Consider the following 3,436-nt stretch of genomic DNA (forward strand, 5'->3'; position numbering starts at 1 on the left):
ACTCATCAAGGAAAAATGTGTTGTGGTCGTACGCCAATAGAAACCTTATTGGAAGGCAAATTAATCCGGGCTGAAAAAAATCTCACCCAGATTTAATCTGACAGGCACTGCATCAAAGTGGGTGACTGTCAGATCAGGTTTGAACTACTACAATTAAGTACATTAGCAATTGACTCATCACAATCTACGTTTTAAGTTAAAAAATCATTTGCAATATCTAACATCAATTCCATTAATGTATTTTTTTCTAATTCAGAATAATTATCACTTGAATAAGCAAAAATATATTTCTTCAACCACTCCTTCGTTCGGTATTCTTCTGGCAATTCAAGCACCCAATCTTGGGTAAAGCTATCCCCTTTGGGTAATCCTAAATCTTTGCATATATGTTCTATCGTATTCATTTATCGCGTTATCTAAATTTATTTCTAACGTATGCACAATTAATTTTAAGCCCTGTATCTTCAAGTTAATTGTGCATAGATAAAGTTACATTACTTTCTTACCTTCTGAAAATGCTTTTCTTGCTTCATTTAAACTCATTTCATTAGCTCCTTCTTGAAAGTCAGCATTTTTAGACTGCACAGGATCATCCTCCCATCCACAAATGCCACAAATAAGGTATTCGCCAAGTTCATCAAGGGAAATGTGGTCACAACATAGACAATGATATTTATCATTCATTGGCTGCTCAATGTTTTTGCATTTACACATTAAAATAAAATATATTTTTATAATAACCCACTTTAAATATTATTTTTTTTATGTTCTTCTATTATTTCACTATACTTTTTCGTTCTGGAAAACTCAGGCTCCTTCCAATTTGGACCTTTAATCATCTTCCCTTTTTCACCTTCTGCTAATTTTCCTTCGTTTAATAATCTTTTATAAGTCTTCCATAACTCTCCTTCTTCAATAACTTCAAAACGATATCTAACATACATACGGTCTATAGATGGACAAGCGCTTTTAAGAGAAAATACTAGAAGTATATCTTCAACAGATTCATTTTTTATCATTTGTTCTAATGGATGCATGTTATTATTTCTTTATATTTGGCCTTTTATTGAAAAAGAAAAGCCATTAAAATTCATGGCGTTATTTTCTCATGATTTAAATATTATTCATCTTCATCCAGAGCAAACTTAATAGCCTCTTTTACACGATGATAATCCTTATTACCTTGTGTGAATTCTGGGCAGTTTAAAATCTCATTAAATTTATTTTTTCCTAAAACTTCTCTTATATCAGAAAACATAATATCTAGATCGGCAACTTGATCGCGAGGAGAGTTTTCTAAATCAACAGCTAAATATCGTCTTTTAAAAAGAGATTCTGCATCTTCTGGGAAATTATTTAACAAAATAGAGAATGCTTTAAGTTGATAGACTCTTAATGTAACTAATTTTTCCAAATTATTTTTAAACTGATCATCAGATTTAAAAGAGTCTGAATCTTTCACACTAGTGATGCAATCCACTAATTCATAATAACTTTTGATAAATCTATCCAATATAGCAGGAAAATCATTTCTCACTTTTCTACTCTCCCATATTTAATAATATCGTCTTCAGTAACATTATCCTTAATTTTCCAGTCCATTACACCTCCTTTAGTTTTTCCCTTTAACTCAACATTTTTTTGCTGGTAACCGCCGTCATGATGGACAGGCGGAATACCATATTATCCCCAGTGTATTTGAAGCAGAAATATTACAGGGATTACAGAAGAAATCCGGCTTTGAGGCCTTAGAAGAGGCCGAAATGTTGGTTAAAGCGGAGAAAGACCGTTTTATCAGTAAAACCATTTCAGTGAATGGCACTCATGGACGGTTTGTAGTTCTGATTTTCAGGGATGAGGATTAACCCCACGTAGGAGAAAAAACATTGGGATAACGGGATATACTGGGATAATGTGGGATAAGTCAACCACATGAAATATATAATAAATATGTCATTTACCCCGTTATCCCGTGAAAATTGGTGCAGTTATATAAAGATAATCGATAGTAATTGTTATGTTTTTCAACTCTCTGTGCTACCGGGTTAATGTATTAGCCCGGTAGCACAGAGAAGACAAGCGTAGCGCGTCAGTCTGAATAATTTTTTACCCACGGCTCAGCAATCGCCAGCGTGATTAAATATCGTTCTTCGCGTGGGTGTCGGTCATCTCTGAAACGCCTCATAATCAACATGACCTGATACTGTTCTCCCGCTTGCCAATAGGTCGTCCCTGCTGAACCTTTCCTATTGCGAAGATCGTTACGCAATTCGGGTGTGTTGGCCAAAGCCGGACGCTCTTTAGCTTTGGTAAGTACCCAGCCTGCTTTACGCCACTGATCTTGTAAATCCAGTACAATCTTGATCGCATCGTCATAGAGTAACGGTTCAATTTGTGGAGACATGCGCACGCTCTCGATCATTCCTTTATTATAGGAAACAGTAAAAAATCGTGCTGGGGGGGGGTAATAAACCCGTATTTCGGATCGGTAAAGCTTAAACGTGCATCCGTTTTTGGGATTCTGAACCCGATGCTATTATCATATGGTGGGCTAATTTTAGCGCTAGAGCGTTGCCGCATAGCCTCGTAAGGTTCACCGATCACTAAAGCTATTTCGGCTGGTTCACTGGAATAAAAGGCATGATAGAGGTAGGTAATCGTCAGACCAAAAACAATGGATAGTGCTATGATTAAACTACCACGTTGTAGGCCTAAGCGTCGTAATAGATTCATTTTGCACCTCCATCTGAAGGAATTGCTCGTATCTATTTTTCGACCGAATTCCGTTTACTATCACTGTTAACAACTCATTAAAATGTTATACCGCTCTCCGTATTATCAGATTAATGTATTAGCCCTGTAATACGGAGAAGACAAACGCAACGCGTCTGTGTCAGTCTGAATAATTCTTTATCCAAGGCTCGGCAATCTGCAATGTGATCAAATAGCGCTCTTCATCAGGATGATCATCATCTTGGAAAAGCGCTATATTTAACATTATCTGATACTGTTCACCTGCTTGCCAAAAAGTTGTTCCAGCCCCCCCTTTCATACTACGCAGTTGAGCATGCAATTCTGGAGTGTTGGCTAAAGCCGGGCGTTCTTTAGCTTTGGTAAGTACCCAACCCGCTTTGTGCCACTGATCTTGTAAATCCAGTACAATCTTGATCGCATCGTCGTAGAGCAAAGGTTCGATTTGTGGTGACATGCGTACGCTATTGATTATTCCATCATCAAACATAACAGTAAAAAATCGGGCTAGAGGAGTAACAAAACCATATTTCGGGTCAGTAAAGCGTAAACGAGCATCCGTTTTTGGTACATTGAACCAAATTTCACGCGATGCTCGACTTTAACATCCTATAACGTTGGCTTGTTGAAGCCAGTCGCGTTGACTTTTACCTTGTTTAAAATTGGCAAAAATACCCAACGTGTG

At 37.0% G+C, this 3,436-nt stretch carries 7 protein-coding genes; all 7 read right to left on the reverse strand.

Features of this window, described 5'->3' with window-relative positions; all coding sequences use genetic code 11:
• Nucleotides 1–191 precede the first annotated feature (191 nt).
• A complete protein-coding gene (locus Xbud_RS18500; protein WP_099137460.1) occupies nt 192–404 on the reverse strand; it encodes a hypothetical protein in 213 nt (70 codons plus the stop codon).
• Nucleotides 405–489: 85 nt separating this feature from the next.
• The gene (locus Xbud_RS18505) at nt 490–684 is read right to left on the reverse strand and encodes a CPCC family cysteine-rich protein (protein ID WP_099137461.1); all 195 of its coding nucleotides are present in this window, start codon (nt 682–684) and stop codon (nt 490–492) included.
• Nucleotides 685–746: 62 nt separating this feature from the next.
• Nucleotides 747–1,037, reverse strand: a complete 291-nt coding sequence (locus tag Xbud_RS18510) for an immunity protein (protein ID WP_099137462.1) — start codon at nt 1,035–1,037, stop codon at nt 747–749.
• An 83-nt stretch (nt 1,038–1,120) separates the two neighbouring features.
• Nucleotides 1,121–1,537: a hypothetical protein gene (locus Xbud_RS18515; RefSeq protein ID WP_099137463.1), complete on the reverse strand. Its 417-nt coding sequence runs from the start codon at nt 1,535–1,537 to the stop codon at nt 1,121–1,123.
• A gap of 552 nt (nt 1,538–2,089) precedes the next feature.
• Entirely contained in the window at nt 2,090–2,404 is a 315-nt protein-coding gene (locus Xbud_RS20840) for a hypothetical protein (RefSeq protein WP_244590041.1), read from the reverse strand.
• 14 nt (nt 2,405–2,418) lie between these two features.
• Nucleotides 2,419–2,733: a hypothetical protein gene (locus Xbud_RS20845; RefSeq protein ID WP_244590042.1), complete on the reverse strand. Its 315-nt coding sequence runs from the start codon at nt 2,731–2,733 to the stop codon at nt 2,419–2,421.
• A gap of 160 nt (nt 2,734–2,893) precedes the next feature.
• A complete protein-coding gene (locus Xbud_RS18530) occupies nt 2,894–3,208 on the reverse strand; it encodes a hypothetical protein (protein WP_244590043.1) in 315 nt (104 codons plus the stop codon).
• Nucleotides 3,209–3,436: the final 228 nt, after the last annotated feature.

Source organism: Xenorhabdus budapestensis, assembly GCF_002632465.1.
GTDB lineage: Bacteria > Pseudomonadota > Gammaproteobacteria > Enterobacterales > Enterobacteriaceae > Xenorhabdus > Xenorhabdus budapestensis.

Coding starts and splice junctions, on each gene's coding strand:
- Xbud_RS20840 (WP_244590041.1), bottom strand. CDS start 2,404: ATGTCTCCACAAATTGAACCGTTACTCTATGACGATGCGATCAAGATT.
- Xbud_RS18505 (WP_099137461.1), bottom strand. CDS start 684: ATGAATGATAAATATCATTGTCTATGTTGTGACCACATTTCCCTTGAT.
- Xbud_RS18530 (WP_244590043.1), bottom strand. CDS start 3,208: ATGTCACCACAAATCGAACCTTTGCTCTACGACGATGCGATCAAGATT.
- Xbud_RS18500 (WP_099137460.1), bottom strand. CDS start 404: ATGAATACGATAGAACATATATGCAAAGATTTAGGATTACCCAAAGGG.
- Xbud_RS20845 (WP_244590042.1), bottom strand. CDS start 2,733: ATGAATCTATTACGACGCTTAGGCCTACAACGTGGTAGTTTAATCATA.
- Xbud_RS18510 (WP_099137462.1), bottom strand. CDS start 1,037: ATGCATCCATTAGAACAAATGATAAAAAATGAATCTGTTGAAGATATA.